This window comes from Psychrobacter proteolyticus, assembly GCF_038155145.1.
GTDB lineage: Bacteria > Pseudomonadota > Gammaproteobacteria > Pseudomonadales > Moraxellaceae > Psychrobacter > Psychrobacter proteolyticus_B.
On sequence record NZ_JBAKAY010000005.1, the window covers coordinates 227,427 to 244,637 of the forward strand.

A 17,211-nucleotide genomic window follows, 5' to 3' on the forward strand; every position below is an offset into this window, starting at 1 on the left:
TACTCTTATTTGAATGATTCTTTTATAAAAATTTGTCGTAATGACTCAATAATACCTTGTCTGCTGACGATAATCTACAGAGCATCTGTTCACCTATATTTTCGATATTATAAACCATCTGTATCTACTAGAATACAACGATATCTAACGCTTTTATCCTGCCTGTAACATCAGAGCTAGGGTTTTATAATCCTTATCAAATGCAGGATCTGCTGCTCTTAACTCATTTACTTTATCGCAAGCGTGCATCACCGTCGTATGGTCGCGTCCACCGAACGACTGACCAATTTCAGGAAAGCTATCGCCTGTTAATTCACGCGACAAAGCCATCGCTATTTGACGTGGTCTTGCAATACTACGCGTACGTTTACGCCCCATAATATCTTTGACCGTGACATCATAGTACTCAGCAACTATCTTACGAATGTTATCCATATTTACTGCTTGCACACGCATCGCGACGATGTCTTTTAGCGCATATTGCACCATTTCAAGAGTAATCTGTGCCCCTGTTAAGTTAGCATTGGCAAACACTTGATTTAAGGCACCTTCTAAACGTCTGACATTAGACACCACATTTTGCGCAATGAATAGCGCACATTCCTTTGGTAATACCATACCGTAGGAGGCTGCTTTTTTCTGCAGAATTTGTACTCGAGTATCAATCTCAGGAGGATCAACAGCGACTGTCAACCCCCAAGAAAACCGCGATCTAAATCGTTCATCAAATTCCGTCATTTGGGAGGGATGTCGATCAGAGGCTAAAATAAGTTGTTTATCACCACTAGTAAAATCTGCAAATAATGTTAGAAACTCATTACTACTTTTAGTCTTTCCTGCCAATACGTGAATATCATCTACAATCAATAAATCTACTTTTTTTATTTTCTTCTTAAAATCTTCTATTTTATTATTTCTTAATGAATAAACTAATTGATTTATAAATTTTTCTGAAGTGAAATAATAAAAACTTTGATTATTTTTTAAATAGCGATGAGCTACAGAATGCATTAAATGCGTTTTTCCCAATCCAGAAGGACCGTATATAAATAAAGGATTGTGACGATTTTTTGATTGGCGCTTACCAAGCTCATAACAAGCCTTGTAAGCCAAGTTATTGGACTTACCTGTAACAAAGGTTTCAAAAGTAAAGTCGGGGTTCAGATAGCTTAATGATTTTGTATCAGCAGACTCAACTGGCTCATTATGACGCATGTTCGCGTCGATATCTGCTTTTGCGTTGTTATGATGAATAGATTCAAATTTATGTTCGGATGGGGTAGGGGAGACGTTGTCTTCTACAAACAAAGAACCTGATTGACTGTTATCTTCTGCATTGCGGCCAGCATTATCAACACGTACGACGACCTCTTCAATACTACCTTGACTGTGTTTGGTCACCAACTGCTGAATATCTTGAAGATGATTCTTCTTGATATACGTCACAAAATAATCATTGGGAGCAAGAATAATCAAAGTTTGTGCTTCTTGATGAGCTGACAGAGGTCTCAGCCACATAGTAAACACGTTGTCTTTGACGTTATAACGCAAATCGTTTAGACATTTATCCCAAATATTTGCTGTGTCTATCATGAAAAGTACTGACCTTGTAATCTGAAATAATAGTTATTTTTTAGCAATATAAATTGCTACCTAAGCCTCGATATTACACGTAACAACTAACCAAAGCGTTCGTACTGATATCCTATACGAAGGTGTATATTAAGTAGCGCCTAATTTAACACAGATACCCTGTGGATAAAACCTTGTTTTTTGTGGATAAGACTGTGGACAGTTTTGTGCATAACTTTCATAACCTAGTTATCCATATTTAACCCACAGTTTATCCACAGGCTTACCCATAGCCTAGTAAATTGATAATAAAAAGGAAAATAGACTTAACCACAGATAATCATGGTCCCAATAACAACAATACTATATTTATATTAATTAATTATTATTATAGTGTTTGAGCCAACCTGTGGATAACTTTGTAAATTATAGAATATATAACTATAAAATTTGGTTAACTAGAAATAGGTTTTAAGGAAATATCTTTACTAGATTTGTATGAGGTATTTCCTATTTAGGGACAAAGCAAATTAGTTTATTGACCAAAACTATACTGAATGGTATAATCCTCCGTTATTACGAATTTAGTCCATTATTTTGATAGGTGAGTTATGAAACGTACATTCCAACCAAGCGTGATCAAGCGTAAACGTACTCACGGTTTCCGTGCTCGTATGGCAACTAAAAAAGGCCGTCAGGTCTTAGCTCGTCGCCGCGCTAAAGGACGTCATCGCCTTACTGTATAATCAGTAGATTGCGATAAGCATGGCTAATAGTGCTTGTTGTGTTCCTATTGTTTATAGATTGCGATAGTCAATCATCACAACTGACACTTAGCCATATATTAAAAGCGCCCGCATCGGCGCTTTTTTTGTCTCTATAATTTGTTATTATTTCTCCTATCGTTATTCTACTAGGTTGTACTATGTCCAATACTCTATCAGATACACCTGCAGCTAGTTTCACTAAACAGCAACGCCTGCTTACTCCTGCAGCCTTTCGTGAGGTATTTGACGCACCTGAGCGCAAGATTCATCAGAGTCATTTAATGGCTTTTGTACGCGCCAACGAGCATGCACAGCCGCGAGTCGGTATGGCTATTACCAAGCGTAAAGTACCTACTGCTGTCGCTCGTAATCTAATCAAAAGATATGTGCGTGAAGAGTTCCGTACCAAAGCTTTTAAGATGGAAAATAAGGATATTGTTTTTATTGTTAAAAAACCTGTTAAAGATATAGATAATAAAGAATTAAAAAATCAAATAATAAACATATTTAAAAAAATAGAAAAAAAATAAAATGAATTATTTATTTGGAAGAATATTTTTAAATAAAATTATTTATAAAGTATTTTTTAATTTAATTACTTTATATCAAAAAATAATTAGTCCTATAATACCTGCTCGTTGTCGCTATTATCCGACATGCTCTAATTATGGTAAACAAGCTTTAACATGGCATGGCGCTCATAAGGGTAGTTGGTTGCTGTTAAAACGTCTTGGCAGGTGTCACCCTTTAGGTGGGCACGGTATAGACTTTGTACCATTACCATTAGCTTCTTATAGCTATCAATATATATCTTTTACTGATGTACCAAATACTGATACCCAAGGTTTGGGTGTCTATCGAGACAATACTAGCTATGTTTCACAGCTCAATTATTTTATGAAATCAACATAAGGTAGCTTTCTCTAGTCTCAGATAGATACTCTGTTGAGTTACCCACAAGTTATCCACACTCTTGGTATCATTTGAGACAGATTTTTAGTAAAATGATGCACATTTTATGTAAATGACTACTAATGCAGTTGCAATGTGACAGGACAGCTGTGTAGTACAGTCATGACACATGCCCTAATTTTTCATTCCCTAATTTTTTAATCTAGGAAAGGTTTATGCAAAAGATATTTCGGGTGATGATCATCATTGCGATGCTAATTACCGCTTATCTGCTGATTTTGGCATGGCGAGATGATTATGCCGATGCTCCAGCTGTAGATGCGGTGCCAGAAACTACGAGTTCGGTAGGTGCTGACATTCCTTCTACTACTGGTGCAGCAGGTGATATCCCGGTACAGACATTACCTGTGGATAATAGTGCTGTGACAGCGACTCCTGCGAAAAACGCTGGTCTAATCACGGTAACAACTGATCGCTATGATATAAAAATCAATCCAGAAGGTGGTGATATTGTTTATGCTGCGCTCAAGCAGTATGACGCAACGCTCGATAGCGATAAGCCTTTCGTATTGTTAGAAAACAATAGTAACCGTGTGTATGTGGCTCAATCTGGACTTATTGGTCAGAACGGTATCGATACAGCAGAAGGTAGAGCGACTTATAGCCATACTGCTAACAACTATGTGATGGAAGATGGACAGCAAACGTTGTCAGTGCCGCTTACTTATAAGAAAGACGGCATGACGATTACCAAGACTTTCACTTTCACTGAAAACAAATATCCAATCGATATTAGCTATCAGATCCAAAACGCGTCTACCAATGCTTGGCAAGGTCAGATGTTTGCGCAATTAAAGCGTGATGATAGTAAAGATCCTGGTATGTCTGATAAAGGCGCGCTGAGCATGGCGACTTATCTAGGCGGCGCTTGGGGTACACCGGATGATCCTTATAATAAGCTGAAATTTGGTGACTTTAGTGATGGTGAGTTGACGACGACTAGCGATAAAGGCTGGGTTGGTATCGTACAACATTACTTTGTATCTGCTTGGACACCTGAAAACTTCACTGGCAAATTCTTCACTCGTGAAACAGGTAGTGATTACTTTATTGGTTTTAATAGCCAACCAGTGAACGTAGCACCAAACAAACAAGTTACTTTAAATGCAACGCTGTATGCAGGTCCAAAAGTTCAGTCTGAGCTAAAAGACGTTGCGGTAGGCCTTAACAAAACAGTTGATTATGGTCTGCTATGGCCAATATCAAAGGTCTTGTTTGCTATCTTGGAAGGTGTGCATAAGGTTGTTGGTAACTGGGGTTGGTCAATTATTTTACTGACTATCTTAGTAAAAATTGCCTTGATGTGGTTCTCTAATAAGAGCTATTACTCGATGGCTAAAATGCGTGCCATTGCGCCGAGACTCAAAGTGCTTAAAGAAGAGCATGGCGATGATCGTATGAAAATGTCGCAAGAGATGATGGCGATATACAAAGAAGAAAAAGTCAATCCGATGGCGGGTTGTCTACCGATCTTGATGCAGATGCCTATTTTCTTAGCTTTATATTGGGTGTTGGTAGAGAGTGTTGAGCTGCGTCATGCACCATGGATTTTGTGGATTCAAGATTTGTCAGCGATGGATCCATGGTTTATCTTGCCGTTGTTAATGGGTGCGTCGATGTTTGTACAGCAGCAGTTGAACCCGCAGCCAGCAGATCCGATGCAAGCAAAAGTCATGAAGTTCTTGCCGATTATCTTTACTGCATTCATGCTATTCTTCCCAGCAGGTTTGGTTCTATATTGGACAGTCAATAACTTGTTTAGTATGACTCAGCAATATATCGTCAATAAAAAAGTTGATGAAGAGCAAAAGCGTCGTACGGTAAAAGTGGTCGATTAATTAGTTCTTTGTCAGAAACACCAAAAACCATCGCGCAAGCGGTGGTTTTTTTTATAGGTGGTGGATAAGTGGTAAATGTTATCCACAGCTTATCAACATTATCCACAGTTTATAAGTATTAAAACGGAAATATATCTGATACATCTACCTTTCAAAGTTTGCTTTGTCAGTATGAGTCCAGACGTCTATAATGGAGCTTTTAAACATTGAGAGTCATTGTGGATTCCTTAGAGACAGCATTAGCCGTACCTAATTCTTCTGAAAAGTCTAATACATCTGGATTGGCCACAATTGCTGCGATTGCAACGCCGCTCGGGCGAGGGGGTGTGGGTGTCATACGTCTATCAGGCAGCCGTGCTTACGATATGGCATGTGCTCTAACAGGTAAGTCTGCTTTTACGCCGCGAATGGCCAGCTTTTGTCGTTTTTATCAGGCTGATGGCACTGTCATTGATGAGGGATTGGTCTTGTTTTTCAAAGGTCCGCATTCATTCACAGGTGAGGACGTTATTGAGCTACAAGGGCATGGTGGTGTTATTTTGCAAAACCAGTTGCTTGCACGAGTTTTTGAGCTAGGTGCCAAGCAAGCGAGTGCAGGAGAGTTCTCTTACCGTGCCTTTGATAATGATAAGTTGGACTTGGTGCAGGCAGAAGCGATCGCTGATGCGATTGATGCAACCAGTGCTGCCGCGGCCAGTAGTGCGATTCGTTCTTTAAGTGGTGAGTTTTCACAGAAGATTAACCAGTTATTAGAACAACTCATTCATCTTCGTTTACATGTTGAAGCAGCGATTGATTTCCCTGACGAAGAAGACGTCGATTTTTTGTCTGATGGTGTCATACAAAGCAAGCTTGAGCAGACGCAAGATAAGATACAACAAGTTTTAGCAACGGCAAAGCAAGGTCAGCTTTTGCGCGATGGTATCCATGTTGTGCTAGCAGGTAGGCCAAACGCAGGTAAATCTAGCTTGCTCAACCGCCTTGCAGGGCAAGAGCGTGCTATCGTGACTGATGTCGCTGGTACTACACGTGATACGCTGCAAGAGACAGTTGTGCTCAATGGTTTGACACTACATCTGACCGATACGGCAGGCCTACGCGAGACAGAAGACACTGTGGAGCGTATCGGAATTGAGCGTGCCCGTACTGCTATCACTCAAGCTGATATGCTACTGATGGTCTATGATGTAACTCGCGATGTTGAAGAGGAAAGCACACCTTTGCAGCTTGCTGAACAGTTATTTGGTGAATTGCCGGAAGCTAAACGCTTACTAATTATTGCTAATAAGAGCGATTTATTGAGCGATAATGATAGAGAAGAAAGTGCTGCTATGACCCAAGCTGAAATCAAGAACAGAGGCTATCAGCAAGTTAATGTTTCATGTGAAACAGGTATTGGTATCGATAATTTGGTTGAAGCACTATGTGAGAAAGTAGGCTTTCATCCACCAGAGAATAGCTTAATCGCTCGTACCAGACATCTCGACGCGCTTAGACGAACTGCTAATTTCTTAGCAGAGGCGCATGAGCAATTAACCGTGTTCGAAGCAGGTGAATTGGTTGCTGATAGTTTACGTCAGGCGCAGCAGAGTTTGGGTGAAATTACGGGTGAGTTTAGTGCTGATGACTTATTGGGTAAGATATTCGGCAGCTTTTGTATTGGTAAATAACTGATAAACGGTGTTCTTTATTATTTAATAAATTAGCTATCTTAAAAACACTGCTCTTATTCTCAATCGTAAAATAAGGAAATGCTATGCACTGTCCGTACTGTAATGCGTCAGAGACCAAGGTTATTGACTCACGTCTTGCTGCGGAAGGGGCACAAGTGCGTCGACGCCGTTCGTGTAACAGCTGCCAAGAACGTTTCACGACTTTTGAGATGGTAGAAGTTGTCATGCCAAGGATTATCAAATCAAGCAACAAGATTGAACCTTACGATAATGAAAAGCTGCGCCGTTCTATTTTACTACCCTTACAAAAGCGTCCTATCACTATCGATGAACAAGAGGCGATGATTAGTCGTATTGAAAAGCGTGTTAGGCAGATGGGTGAGCGAGAAATCAGTAGTAAAGTCTTGGGTGAAATCATCATGAGTGAACTCAAAACTTTGGATGATGTCGCCTATGTACGCTTTGCTAGCGTGTATCGCGACTTTCAAGATATCGATGCATTTCATCAAGAAATTGCCAATATTCGTCCAAATGAAAAGTAAGCGAAGTAAGCTTTTAAGTAAGCCCTAGTTGATAAGTGATTCCTAGTTATCAATCAGTTTTCAAAGCTTATTTTCTTATATAGAACTCTCAATCATTTATTAAGCCTAGCCTTATGTCTATTCAAAGCCATGCTCAAGATGCTCAAGACCGCTACTTTATGATGCTTGCTATCGAACAAGCGAAGCGCGGTTTGTATACTACTAGACCGAATCCTGCAGTAGGCTGCGTTATTGTTCAGGCAGAGCAGATTGTTGGTCAAGGGTTTCACCCTAAAGCTGGCGAACCACATGCAGAAGTGTTTGCGCTGAAAGAGGCTGTTACACAGGTAGCAGGGGCAACTGCTTACGTTACATTAGAGCCATGTAGTCATACGGGACGTACGCCGCCATGTGCGTTGGCGCTGGTTGCTGCTAAGGTAAAGCGCGTTGTAATCGCAGGTCTGGATCCAAATCCGCAGGTCGCAGGTCGCGGTGTGAAACTATTAGAACAAGCTGGCATTGAGGTAACAGTCGGTGTCCTGACAGAGCAGGCAGAGGCGCTAAACCGTGGGTTTCTAAAAGCCATGCGCACTAAAATGCCCTATGTACGATTGAAAATAGCGACCAGTTTAGATGGCCGTACAGCGATGGCATCTGGTGAATCAAAGTGGATTACCTCGACAGCTGCCCGCGAAGATGTACAAAAACTACGAGCACAAAGTGGTGCGATTATTACAGGTAGTGAAACCGTAATAACTGATAACCCGCAGCTCAATGTGCGCTCAAGACAATTGGAAGTGCCACCTGAGAAAATACCTAATCCTAAAATAGTCATACTTGATAGGCGTCAGCGTTTAAAGCACAGTCTACAGTCTGATTATCAGCTGTGCCGGCATCCAGATACTATCTATTGGCATAAAGATGATTTGTCGGCGTTGTTGGCGAAACTGGTTAGTGAGCACCAGTGCTATGACGTGTTGGTGGAGGCAGGTGCTAGCGTTGCAGGTAGTTTTTTGAGTCAACAGTTGGTAGATGAGTTAATCGTATATCAAGCACCTTGCTTACTTGGTGATGACGCTCGTCCAATGGTTGATTTCAATCCTATGTCCCTTGCTCAGCAGGTACGGTTTGATATAGAAGATTATCAGCAGCTTGGCCCAGATCTCAAATTAACCTTATTACCTTTATAAATATTCTTTGTATAAGCATATTGTCCACAAATTATAAAAAAAAGCTTAGAATATGGATAAATCAATTATTAACTTACGTGTTTCACATGGAACTGTGCATAACTTTGTTTCACATGAAACACAAAAGATGTTTATATTTCGATTATTTTAATAAATATTTATATAAATCAACACCTTAACAGTTTATCCATAAATAAATAGGTTTCATGTGAAATTTTTATTGATTGTGGATAACTATGTATTTATAGCGACTTCTAGCTATATCTCTATTGATTTATCTTTACTTATCCACAATCTATCCTATTAAAGGTCAAATCTATTGATGCTTCACTGTCAGCTATTTGAGCAAATTGTGATAAAGAATTGATAGCTGATTTGATAAACTAAAACATATCGCCTATAACGGCAATACTGTAATGAGATGAGGATAATATGTTTACTGGAATTATAGAAAGCGTTGGAAAAGTTAAATCTATGCAGGCCACAGGCGGTGATATACGTTTGACAGTAGAGTCTGATGACTTAGATTTCAGTGACGTGAAGCTAGGCGATTCTATTGCATCAAATGGTATTTGTTTAACTGTGGTGGAGCTCGGAAGTAATTACTACTCTGTTGATGTCTCACGTGAAACTATTGCTAGAACAGCATTAGAAGGGTTAAAAGCAGGTCATACCGTCAATCTAGAAAAGGCTATGCTACCGACGACTCGTTTTGGTGGTCATATCGTCGCTGGTCATGTAGATGGAGTAGGGGTCGTTAGTAAATTACAACAAGATGCTCGTTCTATCTATATTGAGATTGAGATACCGCAAGAGCTAGCGCACTATACAGCGACCAAAGGTTCTATCACAGTAGATGGTATTAGTCTGACGACCAATTTAGTACGTGACAATATTGTTTCTCTAAATATCATTCCGCATACTGCTCAAGTGACGAATATCGCTAAGCATTGGTTAGTAGGCAACAAAGTGAATATTGAAGTAGATATCGTTGCCCGTTATCTAGAGCGTCTATTAAATAAATCTCAATCTGGCGGTATGAATGCTTCAAACCCGCAAAGCCAAATCACAGAAGCATTTTTGGCCAATAATGGGTTTATGAAATAACAATTAAGCTTACCGAAATATCATCCTCGTACCAAGTTTTTGACCCTATCGATATTATTTTGATTAAGTGATATCGATAGGGTATTTTTTATTTGCACTAGAGATTTATTGTATAAAACTCTGCAAAACGGATTCTAAGTCTTTTTTGCTAATAGGTTTGGATAAAAACTCGTCCATACCAACTTGCATACAAGCCTCGCGATCTTCTTCTGTATTATTCGCAGTTAGCGCCACAATCGGTATTTTATCACCTTGCGAGCGAATCACTTGTGTGGCTTGTAAGCCATCCATAACGGGCATTCGGCAGTCCATCAAAATCAAAGAAATCTCTTCACGTTGGCTTTTGAGTTTCTCAAGTGCTTGCTGTCCATCTTCTGCGACAATACTACGATAACCAAGTTTACTTAACATCTTACAGGCTATCTTTTGGTTAGTAGGACTGTCTTCTACGACCAAAATCAGTGGAGACAAGATTTCTTTCTTAGGTATATCTTCTACAAAAGATAGACTACTGTCGTATTGATGTTTGACCAGTATGTTTAGCGTTTTCCTTGCAAACAAGGTTAAACGTAGCAGTTCAGAAAGTAATAAACTTGCGTCCAAGGGTTTGGTCAAAAATCCATCATATTGGCCTAGTAAAGTAGAAGGGATATGCCTTTCAAGTTTCATGCTAAGTAATATCTTCGGTAGTGAAGGCGTAGCGACTAGGTCGTTTAACACTTCTAATTGCTCGCTATACTTGTTGCTCGCATGAGCTGATAAGGTGATGGATTCGCTGTATTCATAATCTAATAACAAGACAGGAATGACAGTTTGCTCATCTTGTTTTAATTTATTTTTTAGCTGCTGTACAGTGGCTCTATCTAAAGTGCTGTAGATAGTCACGGATATTGTTAAGTACTCGCACAAACGTTGTAAATGTTCAGCAACTAGAGGCTGATTGATGACAGCGATAAGGTGAATATGGGGCAGCTGCGAACAACGATGATATACCGATTGATAAGTGGTCTGAGGATAAGGAAGGTAGAGGCTAAATATCGTCTCTTTATCCACCGTATTACTTAGTTCGATAAAACCGCCGAGTAACTGAGCAAAGCTATTGGCATCACTCAAGCCAATATTACTGTCTTCAACTAAGTCATGATTGCTTTGATTCAAGATATTGACTAATTGATTTTTTCTCTCAGGCGTAATAGTTGCCCCAGTGTCTTTTACGCTAAACCGAATCCAATAAGATGTCTGCGCAGGCATTGTCGTGTCATTATTAGGAGTTAAAGGCTGATTAATTATTCGCGTTACTTTATCTTCAGGTACACGATCAACAGTGAGCGCGACATAGCCTGATGTTGTAAAACTAATAGCGTTTTTCAACAGATTTAATAGGATATGGTGCAGTCGAATGTAATCAGTTTCGATGTAACGAGGACAGTCCGGCGCAAAGAAATAGATCAATTCTAACCCTTGTTGTCTTATTTCTTGTGTGACTAAATTGCTAACCTCTTTACTAACCTTATAAATATCAACCGTTTCTATACTTAGACGTGTTTTTCGGACTTCAACTTCCTCTGTTGCTAGCGTCTCATTGAGCACAGTCAACATGCTTTGACTGGTTGTAATTAATGTATTTAGAGTTTTTTTGCCTTGAGCTGTCAATGTTGAAGGGTCGATGGGTTCCAACGAATCAATTATCTTCTCTAGTGGTAACCTTAACTTACGACCTATAAATGCTTGGGCTTCGTTTGATTCATCAATTTGTAATTGCAGTTGTTGGTTGTGCAGCTGTAGTTGTTCAGATTGATGGAAAATCTCATCGACATTATTAAAAATCACAGTAAAACCGTGAACTTGCCCATGTTCGCCGAACCATGGTGTTACGTGTAGTTGGTAGGCTTGTTTGTTTTCCAAGCCATATACTATAAGCGTGCGAGTAACGCGTAAACTTGAGATGGTTTTTAACAGTATTTGAGTGGCCTCATCTTTCCCTTCAACGAAATCGGTCAGCTCATAGCTCTGCTCTCTCTGTGTAGGAGGAGTGAATACTTGCTCAAAACGCTGATTATAGAAACTAATTTGACCATGTCGTATACTCATCAACATCGGTAAGGGTGCCTGATCAACCAAGCGTTCTAGTCGATGAGTCAATGTTGTTATACGCCGATAGTCATTATGTAGTTGGTAGCTGACGCGACTTAGCGCATGACCTAACAGCATGAACTCGGTAGTAGATTTCTTTCGTAGAAACGGTGGCGGCGTATAAGATTCTTTTGCTCGGCTACTCAAGTTATCGGTATAAACCAGTAATTGTTCCCAGTTGGTTCGACGATTAAGCATATAGAGCAATGCCATGAAGAATAGTACGATGGCAACCATCAAAGGAAGCCAATAACGGTAAGATATCCAGTCGACAACAAAAGGTTCATGGCGTAATACGATATAAACCTGATGTCCGCTTTTTAGATTAATGATTCCTGTTAGTTCATTGCTATTGACGGTATAAGAGCTATGGTCGCTGCTGCTAGAAGCTGATGTACCGATGGTAGGGAAAGCAACGGTAGAAAAAGCAGATTCATTGGGACGAGTATTATGATGAATATAGGTCTGCCCAGAAGGCATCATTAAAATCAGCTGATAACTCAGGTGATCAAAAGTAGGTTGTTCTAAGATTTTTTTTATTTCACTATCTACAGGCGCTGCATGCTCAATAATACTGTGCTGTAGGGAATAAAAAGTATCTATGCTATGTTGTTCACTATGTTTTTTCATCCCATCAAACAGTGTGACATAGTACAGCAGCAACATAACCGTGAGAGACAAGGCATAAAAAATCAATAAGCGCTGTAAGGACTGAAACTGTTGCATGAAAGCGTGGCCCTATCTCGACACGAAAGAATATAGTGAAATAAAATTAAGTTTCTACATATAGTAGATGAATTATACGACAGTTGAATTGTCTAACATTTCTAGTGCTACCTTCTATTTATAGCAGAATAACGGCTTACTGTTTACAGAGAGTGGTTATTAACACCAAATTGTTTTGTAAAAGATATAAATAGAACGTTCGATGTCCTTGATATTATAAAGGCAAATAATGTCATTGGTTATCATGAAGTGAGGTCATTACAATCATGGCACTGCGCCGTAAACTCACCTATAATGAACAAATAAACCTTATATAATGCATGATTATGACTACAACTGCTCCTACCTTTGATACATCTAACTCGCTTACTGACCATGATAACCCAACTACTAACCGATTAAGGGTAGTATTTGCGGGTACACCTGAATTCGCTGCTATTAGCCTTGAATCGTTAATTAATCAGCAAGAAGCGCTGAATATAGAGATAGTTGCTGTTTACACGCAGCCCGATCGTAAAGCAGGTCGTGGTCAAAAACTGTCAGCCTCTGCGGTAAAAGAAGTTGCATTGGCACATGATATCGCTGTCGAGCAACCAGTCACTTTTAAAAAGTCTAGTGCAGAAGGGCTAGCTGCTAGGCAAACTCTGCGCACCTACCAACCAGATGTGATGATTGTCGCCGCTTACGGGTTGATCCTACCTATCGGTGTATTAGAGACGCCTACTCATGGTTGCTTGAATATTCACGCTTCACTGTTGCCACGCTGGCGCGGTGCTGCACCTATCCATCGAGCACTCTTGGCCGGAGACGATGAGACCGGCATTACCATTATGCAGATGGACAAAGGTCTTGATACGGGTGACATGCTTTATAAAGTTAGCGAAAGTATTGCCTCTGATGATACCGCTGCTAGCCTACATGATAAGATGGCTGCACTTGGTGCGACAGCCATTAGTACGGTGTTAAAAGATTTAGCTGCTTATCAAGCTCAAGCTATTGCTCAAAATGATAGTCAAGCCAACTATGCTGAAAAGCTGGTCAAAACCGAAGGCGAAGTTGATTGGTCGCAGCCTGCTGCCGCTATTGAACGCCAAATTCGTGGGCTGACACCATGGCCGGGTGCTTATACTTTCCTAGCAGGGCAGCGCGTCAAAGTGTTGGCTAGCTTACCTGTAAATACATCGCAGCAAACGAATAAACCTGCTGGAACGGTTATCAGTGTCGGACGAAAAGCGATCTTAGTCGCTTGTGGTAAGGATAATGATACCGAGTCGTCGGCCACTACTTTAGCCATTACTCATTTACAGTTTGCGGGTGGTAAGCCGATGACTGCTGAACAAGTTTGCCATGGCAACCAATTAAATGACGGCGATCAATTTACGTCAGAAACAAAATAACGTTACTTATATTTAACCTACTTGCACAAGACGCTATCGATCATACGTCAAGGAAATGAAATTTAATGAGACAAAACAGTACTGCGCCTAGAAACAATAAGCTCAAACCATCAAGCAATCTTATTATGAATGGCAGCGTACGCGTGCGTGTGATTCGTACCTTACTGGCTATTCAAAATGGTCAGTCGCTCTCAAGCGTCCTTGACCCGTTACTGAATAGTCTGCACGATGGCGATAAAGGCTTTGCTCATGCATTACTGCTCACGACATTGCGTCAATGGCATGCGCTGGCACGTTTGCTCGATAGCTTAGCAGACAACCCTATCGACGAAGTTGAAGTGCGTACCACCATTCAAGTCGGCTTAGTACAGTTGCTATATTTAGAAGTGGCTGACCATGCTGCAATTCATGAAACCGTTGAAGCAGCCAAAGAAATTGAGTCTGCTCATTCGACTGGTTTGGTGAATGCTATTTTGCGTAAAGTCGCCAAGAATCCAAGCAAATTCCGTAAGAAATGCGATAAAAAGCATAGTCTACCGAATTGGCTCGCTTATCAGCTTAAGCAAGATTGGAGCGAGCAATATGACGATCTGACACAAGGCTTGCGCCAACCAGCCCCGATGTTTTTACGAGTGAACTCGGCCGTGACTTCAGTAGAAGATTATCAGCATGCATTGGATGGCGCAGAGATTGATGCAGATATCGTTGAGCTAACGACTGGCTTTAAGGTAGCGAACTCATCAGAGTCTGCCGCTGCTACGCTATCAACCAAAGGTCTTAGACTACATCAAAGTACTGCCGTTAACGCTTTGCCTGATTTCGCTTTAGGAACGGCTAGCGTGCAAGATATGCATGCTCAGTTAGCTGCACCGATTATCAATAAAGCATTAATGGCGAAGCTTAGTGCTGTAAAATCTGATACGGAAAATACGAATAATGAGATACATATTCTAGATGCTTGTGCGGCACCTGGTGGCAAGCTTGCTCATTGGTTAGAGCTTATAAGCGCTAACGACGAATCATCGTTGTTTCACGTGAAACAAGACAATAATGAGATATCATCTGAAATGTCACCTGCGATTACTGATATCAGGGTAACAGCTATTGATAATGAAGCACCACGTATCGAGCGTATTCGCGAGAATTTACAGCGCTTGAATCTGAGTCAGCATGATTTGCAGCAAGCAGAGAGAAGCGTCGCACTTAATATCGTCTGTGCAGATGCAACCAGATGGCAGCATGGCAAAAATAAAAAAGCGGCGACAAATGATCCGGTATTTGATGCGATACTATTAGATTCTCCTTGTACTGCGACTGGCGTGATTCGCCGTCATCCAGATATCAGCATCCTGCGTACTGAAGAAGACATCGAGCAAACGGCACTGTTGCAAGCAGACATCTTGCATAATCTATGGCCACAACTCAAGATTGGTGGTTATCTGTTGTATGTGACATGTTCTATCTTAAAGCAAGAAAACGTTGAGCAAATGCAGGACTTTATCACTCATCATAATGATGCGGTAGTGATTGAGTTTACCGACGATTGTAACTGGGGCATCGAACAAGCAATCGGTCGTCAGTGCTTACCAATTGATAGTGCGAGTGGCGATGGTTTTTATTATGCATTGCTACAAAAAACTGCTGAATAAACTGTTTTTAACTATTGAATAACATTATTGTAGACAGGACAATCTAATGAAATATATCAGTACCCGTGGTCAGACAGCGCCGATGGATTTTAGTGATGTGCTTTTGATGGGTCTTGCCCCAGATGGTGGTTTGATGTTGCCTGAGCATTATCCGAATATCGATAGTGCAACGCTTGATGAGTGGCGTACGCTCAACTATCCGCAGCTTGCGATGGCGATTATGCAGCGTTTTGCGACAGATATTCCTGTAGCTGATTTGCAAGATATTATTGAGCGTACTTATACCGCCAAGGTGTTTGGCTCTGAAGAGATTGTTCCTGTCCGCAAACTCGAAGACAATTTATATATTCTAGGATTATCAAACGGTCCGACATTGGCATTTAAAGATGTTGCCATGCAGTTTTTGGGCAATGCCTTTGAGTATGTGCTTAAGAAAAAAGACGCGCGTATTACGATCATTGGTGCGACCAGTGGTGACACGGGTAGTGCAGCAGAGTATGCATTGCGTGGCAAAGAAAATATCGAAGTCTTTATGCTGTCACCGCATGGCAAAATGAGTGAATTCCAGCGTGCGCAGATGTATAGTTTGACCGATGATAATATTCATAACATTGCTATCGATGGGATGTTTGACGACTGTCAAGACATCGTCAAAGCGCTACAGCAAGATGCTGAGTTTAAAGCCGCTTATAATCTAGGCACAGTAAACTCTATCAACTGGGGTCGTATCCTAGCGCAGATTGTTTATTACTTTAAAGCTTACTTTGCGGTCACGATGAGCAACGATGAAAAAGTCAGTTTTAGCGTACCATCAGGTAACTTCGGTAATATCTGTGCCGGTCACATCGCTCGCGAAATGGGACTACCAATTGAGCGTCTGATTGTTGCAACCAATGAAAACGACGTTTTAAATGATTTTTTTAATCAAGGCGCTTATCAGCCGCGTCCGACTGAAAAAACCTATGTAACTTCTAGTCCGTCGATGGATATTTCAAAAGCGTCTAACTTTGAGCGCTTTGTTTATTTACTACTGGAAAAAGACAGCACACGCGTTCATGAGTTATTTGACGGCGTAAAATCAGGTAAAGGGTTTGACTTGTCTGAGTTGATGGAAGCGGTTAATACGCGTTATGGCTTTGCTGCTGGTAAATCTACTCATAACGACCGCTTGCAGACTATCAAAGCACTTTATGAACAGTATGGTGAGCTAGTTGATCCACATACCGCAGACGGAATTAAAGTTGCAAAAGAGCTACAGCTAGATGGCGAAATCATCGTTTGTGCAGAGACAGCATTACCCGTTAAGTTTGCGGACACTATTGTTGAGGCTATTGGTCAGATATATATCGCTCGTCCAGCGCATACTGAAGGGTTAGAAGATTTATCACAGCACGTAGTGGTACTGGATAATAAGGCCGAACTGGTTGCTGAACAAATCCGTCAACATGTCGCACCGAACCCTGCTTAAGTAATTACAGTCTTTAGGCTTATCATCAGCAAGGAAAAGTATCCGCGTGAAAGTTACACCATTGTAATAAAGTGTTTATGATTGTGTTATGGTAGATATAATTGTAATATTAGAAACGGCGTCAGCAAGTCATCATCGTGCTAGGCGCTTTTTTAGGAATTATTCTAGCCAATTACACTGAACAGTTACCCTATAATT

General features: G+C 40.6%; 13 protein-coding genes. 11 read left to right on the forward strand and 2 right to left on the reverse strand.

The genetic code is table 11. From position 1 onward, the window contains the following. Nucleotides 1-153: 153 nt before the first annotated feature. Entirely contained in the window at nucleotides 154-1,593 is a 1,440-nt protein-coding gene (gene dnaA, locus V6252_RS08300; RefSeq protein ID WP_298811051.1) for a chromosomal replication initiator protein DnaA, read from the reverse strand. A 590-nt stretch (nucleotides 1,594-2,183) separates the two neighbouring features. Here dnaA and rpmH point away from each other — a divergent pair. From rpmH to V6252_RS08340, 8 genes are all read left to right on the forward strand, one after another. Beyond that, nucleotides 2,184-2,318, forward strand: coding sequence for a 50S ribosomal protein L34 (gene rpmH / locus V6252_RS08305; protein WP_007394757.1), 135 nt, complete (start codon nucleotides 2,184-2,186; stop codon nucleotides 2,316-2,318). A 179-nt stretch (nucleotides 2,319-2,497) separates the two neighbouring features. Continuing rightward, nucleotides 2,498-2,869, forward strand: coding sequence for a ribonuclease P protein component (rnpA, locus tag V6252_RS08310; RefSeq protein ID WP_341610052.1), 372 nt, complete (start codon nucleotides 2,498-2,500; stop codon nucleotides 2,867-2,869). 1 nt (nucleotide 2,870) lies between these two features. After that, nucleotides 2,871-3,251, forward strand: a complete 381-nt coding sequence (gene yidD, locus V6252_RS08315; protein WP_341610053.1) for a membrane protein insertion efficiency factor YidD — start codon at nucleotides 2,871-2,873, stop codon at nucleotides 3,249-3,251. A 215-nt stretch (nucleotides 3,252-3,466) separates the two neighbouring features. Next, nucleotides 3,467-5,149 carry a membrane protein insertase YidC gene (yidC, locus tag V6252_RS08320; protein ID WP_341610054.1) on the forward strand — a complete coding sequence of 561 codons (1,683 nt, stop codon included), beginning with the start codon at nucleotides 3,467-3,469 and terminating at the stop codon, nucleotides 5,147-5,149. A 281-nt stretch (nucleotides 5,150-5,430) separates the two neighbouring features. Then, entirely contained in the window at nucleotides 5,431-6,819 is a 1,389-nt protein-coding gene (mnmE, locus tag V6252_RS08325) for a tRNA uridine-5-carboxymethylaminomethyl(34) synthesis GTPase MnmE (RefSeq protein WP_341610096.1), read from the forward strand. 86 nt (nucleotides 6,820-6,905) lie between these two features. Beyond that, nucleotides 6,906-7,364 (forward strand): transcriptional regulator NrdR, encoded by a 459-nt coding sequence (gene nrdR, locus V6252_RS08330; protein WP_057762240.1) that lies wholly within the window; start codon nucleotides 6,906-6,908, stop codon nucleotides 7,362-7,364. Between the two features lie 113 nt (nucleotides 7,365-7,477). Further along, entirely contained in the window at nucleotides 7,478-8,533 is a 1,056-nt protein-coding gene (gene ribD, locus V6252_RS08335) for a bifunctional diaminohydroxyphosphoribosylaminopyrimidine deaminase/5-amino-6-(5-phosphoribosylamino)uracil reductase RibD (RefSeq protein WP_341610055.1), read from the forward strand. Between the two features lie 432 nt (nucleotides 8,534-8,965). Next, the gene (locus tag V6252_RS08340) at nucleotides 8,966-9,640 is read left to right on the forward strand and encodes a riboflavin synthase (RefSeq protein WP_341610056.1); all 675 of its coding nucleotides are present in this window, start codon (nucleotides 8,966-8,968) and stop codon (nucleotides 9,638-9,640) included. Nucleotides 9,641-9,745: 105 nt separating this feature from the next. On the opposite strand, the gene V6252_RS08345 is transcribed toward V6252_RS08340, so the two are convergent. Next, nucleotides 9,746-12,499: a response regulator gene (locus V6252_RS08345; RefSeq protein ID WP_341610057.1), complete on the reverse strand. Its 2,754-nt coding sequence runs from the start codon at nucleotides 12,497-12,499 to the stop codon at nucleotides 9,746-9,748. Between the two features lie 326 nt (nucleotides 12,500-12,825). Here V6252_RS08345 and fmt point away from each other — a divergent pair, with 326 nt between their 5' ends. The 3 genes from fmt (at nucleotide 12,826) to thrC (ending at nucleotide 17,013) form a co-directional block, all read left to right on the forward strand. Next, complete coding sequence (fmt, locus tag V6252_RS08350) at nucleotides 12,826-13,896, forward strand: methionyl-tRNA formyltransferase (RefSeq protein WP_341610058.1); 1,071 nt, start codon at nucleotides 12,826-12,828, stop codon at nucleotides 13,894-13,896. Between the two features lie 65 nt (nucleotides 13,897-13,961). After that, complete coding sequence (locus V6252_RS08355) at nucleotides 13,962-15,545, forward strand: transcription antitermination factor NusB (RefSeq protein WP_341610059.1); 1,584 nt, start codon at nucleotides 13,962-13,964, stop codon at nucleotides 15,543-15,545. A 46-nt stretch (nucleotides 15,546-15,591) separates the two neighbouring features. Then, entirely contained in the window at nucleotides 15,592-17,013 is a 1,422-nt protein-coding gene (thrC, locus tag V6252_RS08360; protein WP_341610060.1) for a threonine synthase, read from the forward strand. The last annotated feature ends 198 nt before the right edge of the window (nucleotides 17,014-17,211 follow it).

Bases quoted from the DNA above. Each gene is read 5' to 3' on its own strand.
- yidD (WP_341610053.1), top strand. From the start codon at position 2,871: ATGAATTATTTATTTGGAAGAATATTTTTAAATAAAATTATTTATAAA.
- yidC (WP_341610054.1), top strand. From the start codon at position 3,467: ATGCAAAAGATATTTCGGGTGATGATCATCATTGCGATGCTAATTACC.
- dnaA (WP_298811051.1), bottom strand. From the start codon at position 1,593: ATGATAGACACAGCAAATATTTGGGATAAATGTCTAAACGATTTGCGT.
- V6252_RS08340 (WP_341610056.1), top strand. From the start codon at position 8,966: ATGTTTACTGGAATTATAGAAAGCGTTGGAAAAGTTAAATCTATGCAG.
- ribD (WP_341610055.1), top strand. From the start codon at position 7,478: ATGTCTATTCAAAGCCATGCTCAAGATGCTCAAGACCGCTACTTTATG.
- nrdR (WP_057762240.1), top strand. From the start codon at position 6,906: ATGCACTGTCCGTACTGTAATGCGTCAGAGACCAAGGTTATTGACTCA.
- V6252_RS08355 (WP_341610059.1), top strand. From the start codon at position 13,962: ATGAGACAAAACAGTACTGCGCCTAGAAACAATAAGCTCAAACCATCA.
- rpmH (WP_007394757.1), top strand. From the start codon at position 2,184: ATGAAACGTACATTCCAACCAAGCGTGATCAAGCGTAAACGTACTCAC.
- rnpA (WP_341610052.1), top strand. From the start codon at position 2,498: ATGTCCAATACTCTATCAGATACACCTGCAGCTAGTTTCACTAAACAG.
- thrC (WP_341610060.1), top strand. From the start codon at position 15,592: ATGAAATATATCAGTACCCGTGGTCAGACAGCGCCGATGGATTTTAGT.
- fmt (WP_341610058.1), top strand. From the start codon at position 12,826: ATGACTACAACTGCTCCTACCTTTGATACATCTAACTCGCTTACTGAC.
- V6252_RS08345 (WP_341610057.1), bottom strand. From the start codon at position 12,499: ATGCAACAGTTTCAGTCCTTACAGCGCTTATTGATTTTTTATGCCTTG.